This window comes from Trebonia sp., from assembly GCF_049794275.1.
Taxonomy (GTDB): Bacteria; Actinomycetota; Actinomycetes; order Streptosporangiales; family Streptosporangiaceae; genus Trebonia.
In genome coordinates, this window is the sequence record NZ_JBARCR010000439.1 from 1 (window position 1) to 4,516 (window position 4,516).

7 protein-coding genes are annotated in these 4,516 nt (G+C 72.5%); 5 read left to right on the forward strand and 2 right to left on the reverse strand.

Annotated elements, in window-relative coordinates; all coding sequences use genetic code 11:
• Positions 1-134: 134 nt before the first annotated feature.
• Positions 135-869 (reverse strand): class I SAM-dependent methyltransferase, encoded by a 735-nt coding sequence (locus WA805_RS12060; RefSeq protein ID WP_422285890.1) that lies wholly within the window; start codon positions 867-869, stop codon positions 135-137.
• Between the two features lie 48 nt (positions 870-917).
• Between WA805_RS12060 and WA805_RS12065 the strand changes: the two genes are divergently transcribed.
• The 5 genes from WA805_RS12065 (at position 918) to WA805_RS12085 (ending at position 3,519) form a co-directional block, all read left to right on the forward strand.
• Positions 918-1,457, forward strand: coding sequence for a flavoprotein (locus WA805_RS12065; protein ID WP_422270968.1), 540 nt, complete (start codon positions 918-920; stop codon positions 1,455-1,457).
• Entirely contained in the window at positions 1,447-2,256 is an 810-nt protein-coding gene (locus tag WA805_RS12070; protein WP_425242375.1) for a class I SAM-dependent methyltransferase, read from the forward strand. Before WA805_RS12065 ends, WA805_RS12070 begins: the two co-directional genes overlap by 11 nt.
• 48 nt (positions 2,257-2,304) lie before the next feature.
• Positions 2,305-2,622 carry a hypothetical protein gene (locus WA805_RS12075; RefSeq protein WP_422272495.1) on the forward strand — a complete coding sequence of 106 codons (318 nt, stop codon included), beginning with the start codon at positions 2,305-2,307 and terminating at the stop codon, positions 2,620-2,622.
• 14 nt (positions 2,623-2,636) lie between these two features.
• On the forward strand, positions 2,637-3,068 hold the full coding sequence (locus tag WA805_RS12080; protein WP_425242376.1) for a DUF3052 family protein: 432 nt from the start codon (positions 2,637-2,639) through the stop codon (positions 3,066-3,068).
• Between the two features lie 70 nt (positions 3,069-3,138).
• Positions 3,139-3,519 (forward strand): YciI family protein, encoded by a 381-nt coding sequence (locus tag WA805_RS12085; protein WP_422272499.1) that lies wholly within the window; start codon positions 3,139-3,141, stop codon positions 3,517-3,519.
• A gap of 7 nt (positions 3,520-3,526) precedes the next feature.
• On the opposite strand, the gene WA805_RS12090 is transcribed toward WA805_RS12085, so the two are convergent.
• Positions 3,527-4,516: RNA polymerase sigma factor (locus WA805_RS12090; RefSeq protein WP_425242377.1), on the reverse strand; the 990-nt coding region annotated here is incomplete at its 5' end.

A 4,516-nucleotide genomic window follows, 5' to 3' on the forward strand; every position in this document is an offset into this window, starting at 1 on the left:
GGCGGCGCGGTTCGCGGACGCCCGCGTCTTCCGGCGGGCGACCGCGGCGGCGCGTCAGGCGGCCGGTCACCGACCTGGCCGTGCGAACCACCGCTGCCCACACTTCGTGGCGGCGCTCATGCCTCACACGGCCATTATGCGCCTGGCACCCGCCTTGCGACGAAGACGAACTCCCGGCCGGGCCGGTCGGGGGCGTCCCTGATCTCGTCGGCGGTGAATCCGGCGGCCGCCAGCGAATCGAGGACCGCGTCCCGGCCGCGGAACCGCAGCGTCGAATCCGACGTCAGCACCGCGCCGTCGGCGTCGAAGACGTAAGTAGTCCGGAACGTGACGAGCTCGCCGCTGACCTCGGTGACGTTTCCCCACGCCTCGACTCCGCCGATGCCGGGAACCACCGCCCGGATGTAGGAATGCGGCCGCCCCCACTCCAGCCACGCCTGCCGCGCCGGGTCGCGGGTCTCAAAGACCAGCCGGCCGCCTGGCCGCAGCGCCGCATGGGCGGCGGCCAGGACGGTGCCCCATTCCTCGTCCGTGATGAAGACCTGCGCCACGTTGCCGGTCATCGTCGCCAGGTCCGCTTGCATCGGGGGCAGCGCGTCCGCCGGCCCGTGCACCCACCGCACCCGGTCGCCGAACGGCTTGGCCCTGGCGATGTCCAGCGACGCCAGCGCGGGATCGAGCCCGGTAACCGAGAGCCCCCGCGACGCGAGCAGGCAGGCGAGGGTCCCTGTGCCGCACCCGATGTCCAGCACCGAACGTGCCCCGAACTCCGCCGCCATCGCCGCGTATACCTCGAGATCCGACCGGTCCTGGTCCAGGGGATCGTAGAGGGCCGCGAGCCGCGGCTCGGTGTAATGCGCATCGACCACAATGGCTAACCCTAAGGACGCGAGGCCGGCCGGGCTAATCTATTTTTCATGGCGCGCAAGAGCTGGGTTCTGTCCGTCGTCGCCTGCGGCGCCGGTCCAGCCGAACAGCTCGGCACCCTCGTCAAGCAGGCCATCGAGCGAGGCTGGACGGTGCAGGTGATCGCCACCCCGTCCGCGCTGGCGTTCTTCGACGCGGCCGGCATGGAGGCGCTGACCGGCTCGCCGGTGCGCAGCGTGCACCGCAAGCCGGGCATGCCCAGGTCCCGTGTCCCCGACGCGATCGTCGTCGCCCCCGCCACGTTCAACGTGCTCAACCAGTGGGCGCTCGGCGTCGCCGACACCTACGCGCTCGCCGTGCTCGCCGAGCAGACCGGCATGGGCATCCCGATCGTCGTGCTGCCCGCAGTCAGCGGGCCGCTCGCCTCCCGCCCCCAGTTCGCGCGCAGCGTCAAGACGCTGCGTGCGGAGGGCGTCAGCATCCTGCTCGGCCCCGGCGGCACGCCGCCGCCCGCCAGCGGCGAAGCGGACTTCCCCTGGCACCTCGCGCTCGATGAGGCAGCGGAAATGACTGGTTTCTGTGCCGCCTGAGGCGAACGACAGGGAGCTGCTCAGGCAGACGTTCAACACGGCCGCCGCGCAGTACCAGGAGGCGCGGCCCGAGTACCCCGGCGAACTGTACGCCGCGCTCATCGCCCTGGCCGGGCTGCGACCCGAGGCCGATTCGCTCTGCGAGGTCGGTGCCGGGCCTGGCAAGGCGACCATCCCGCTTGCGCGGCGCGGGTTCCGGATCACCTGCGTGGAACTCGGCGCGGCCCTGGCCGGAGAGGCCAGGCGCAACCTCGCGGGGTTCGACCGGGTCACCGTCGTCAACGCCGACTTCGAGACCTGGCGGCCGGCCTCACCCGAGGCGTTCGGGCTGGTGTTCGCGGCGACCGCGTGGCACTGGGTCAACCCGGAGATCCGGTACCCGAAGGCGCGGGAGCTGCTGAAGCCGGGCGGGCACCTGGCGTTCTGGGAGGCGGTGCACGCGTTCCCCGACGGCGGCGACCCGTTCTTCCGTGAGATCCAGGACGTGTACGACGAGATCAACGAGGGCCTGCCGCCGGGCAGCGGCTTCCCCAGGCCCGACGAGCTCGCCGACTCGACGGCCGAGATCGAGGCCAGCGGGCTGTTCACCGGCGTGGCGGTGCGGCGGTTCGACTGGGAGATCAAGTACACCGCGGAGGCTTACATCCGGCTGCTCGACACGTTCTCCGGGCACATCGCGATGGCGGACTGGCAGCGGGACCGGCTGTACGGCGAGATCCGCCGCCGCCTCGCCGCCAGGCCGGGCGGGCAGCTGCGCCGCCACTGGGGCGCGGTGCTGCACGTGGCGCGCACGGTTTAGCGGCGGCCGGTCGCTGGCGGTGACGGCGGACCGGACTAGCCTGGATGCATGGCATCGCCGAAGCGCAAGCGCGGGCTTGCCGTCACCGCGGTCATCGTGGCCGGCTACGTGGCGGGCACGATCGTCGCCGTCAAGCAGGGCTACTCCTTCGGCCGGAGCGTCCCGGTGCGCTGCCGCCAGGGACACCTCTTCACCACGACGTGGATCCCCGGCGCCTCGCTCAAGGCGCTGCGCCTGGGCCTGTGGCGCGTCCAGTGGTGCCCGGTCGGCCGCCACTTCGACCTGGTACGCCTCGTCAAGGAAGCCGACCTCTCCCCCGCCGAGCTCGAATTCGCGGCCGAGCACCACGACATCCCCGTCCCCTAGTCGCCGCGACGACGATGCCCGCCGGCTACTCCGGCACGCCACAGGCGCGCAAGCTAGGCCTCAAGCCCGGCCACCGCGTAGCGCTCGACGACCCGCCCGACGGCTGGGAGCTGCAAGAGCCACCCGGCGGCCTGCTGGACGCGGACCCCGACGGCGCCGCCGACGTGATCCTCGCGTTCTTCCGCACGGCCGCGGAGATCCCCGACAGGCTGCCGGGCCTGGCCAGGCGCATCTTCCCGGCCGGCGCCATATGGGCGGCCTGGCCGCGCCGCGCGGCCGGCCACGCCAGCGACATCACCGACAACATCGTTCGCGAGCACGCGCTCGCCCTAGGCCTGGTCGACGTCAAGGTCGCCACGCTCGACGAGGACTGGTCAGCTCTCCGCCTCGTCTGGCGGGTGGAGAACCGCGACTCGGCCCCCGTCGGCATCCGGGGAGCTTTTTGATATTCGGAACGATCTCGTGGCGACTGTTGTCGGATCCGGCTGCTCGCCATTCGTGGTGTGCGGTGAGAGGGTGCCTCATGCAGGGCACCGCGAGGACAAGGAGACGCACGTGAAGTACGTCATGCTGATCATCGACACCCCGGCCGAGCCGGCGCAGCAGAGCCCCGAGTACGGCGCCTGGTACGCCGAGATCGGCGCCTGGTACGAGAAGTGGGGCGCGACCGGCAAGCTGGACGGCGGGCACCAGCTGCAGGGGGCGGACTCGGCCAGGACCGTGCGGGCGGCCGGGGTGACCGACGGCCCGTTCGTGGAGACGAAGGAAGTGCTCGGCGGCTACTCGGTAATCGACGCCGACTCGATCGACGAGGCCGTCGAGGTCGCCAAGACCTGGCCGGGTGTCGACCGCGGCTGGATCGCGGTCGAGGTCCGTCCCGTCATCGAGATGGGCTGACCGGGGCTCACAGCGACAGTCCGCGAGTGAGCAGCTCGCGCTCGGCCGGGTTGACGGTCAGCGCGAGCGCTCGCTCGCTGGCCGCCTGTGCCTCGTCGGTCCGGCCCAGGGCAGCGAGCAGGCCGGCGCGCAGCGCGTGGAAGAGGTGGTAGCCGTCGAGTTCGGCGGCCAGCGGTTCGATCTCCGCGAGCGCGGCCTCGGCGCCCACGGCGTACCGGGTGGCGACCGCCCGGTTCAGCAGCACCACCGGGGACGGGGCCAGCTGCTGCAGCCGGCTGTACAGCAGCCGGATCTGCCGCCAGTCGGTCTCCTCGTAACACGGCGCCTGCGCGTGCAGCGCCGCGATCGCCGCCTGCACCTGGTACGGCCCCGCGCGGCGCAGCGCGATCGCGCGGTCGAGCAAGACGCCCGCCTCGTCGGCGAGCTTCTTGTCCCACCGCGACCGGTCCTGATCCTTGAGCCTGATCAGCCGGCCCCAGCCGTCGAACCTGGCGGCGGCCCGCGACTCGTGCAGCAAGAGCAGCGCGAGCAGGCCGAGCACCTCGGGCTCGCGCGGCATCAGCCGGTGCAGCGTCCTGGTCAGCGCGATCGCCTGGGCGGCCAGGTCGCGGCGGGCGGGCTCGCGGCCCGAGCTGGCCAGGTACCCCTCGTTGAAGACCAGGTACACGACGGCGAGCACGCCGGCCAGCCGCTCGCCGAGGTCGTCGGGGTCGGGCACGCGCACCTTGACTCTCGCCTGCGCGAGCGCCTTGCGCGCCCGCAGCAGCCGCTGGGCCATGGTCGGCTCGCTGACCAGGAAAGCGGACGCGATCTGGTCACTGGTCAGGCCGCAGACGGCGCGCAGCGTCAGCGCGACCTGTGCCTGCTCGGGCAGCGCCGGATGGCAGCAGGCGAACACCAGGCTCAGCAGCTCGTCGTCCGCCCGCCGGTCCGCGCCGCCCGGTCCGCCGATGCCGACCCCGGCGGCGTCCCCCGGCTGGTCCGCGGCCGGCTCCAC

Coding starts and splice junctions, on each gene's coding strand:
- WA805_RS12065 (WP_422270968.1), top strand. CDS start 918: ATGGCGCGCAAGAGCTGGGTTCTGTCCGTCGTCGCCTGCGGCGCCGGT.
- WA805_RS12075 (WP_422272495.1), top strand. CDS start 2,305: ATGGCATCGCCGAAGCGCAAGCGCGGGCTTGCCGTCACCGCGGTCATC.
- WA805_RS12080 (WP_425242376.1), top strand. CDS start 2,637: ATGCCCGCCGGCTACTCCGGCACGCCACAGGCGCGCAAGCTAGGCCTC.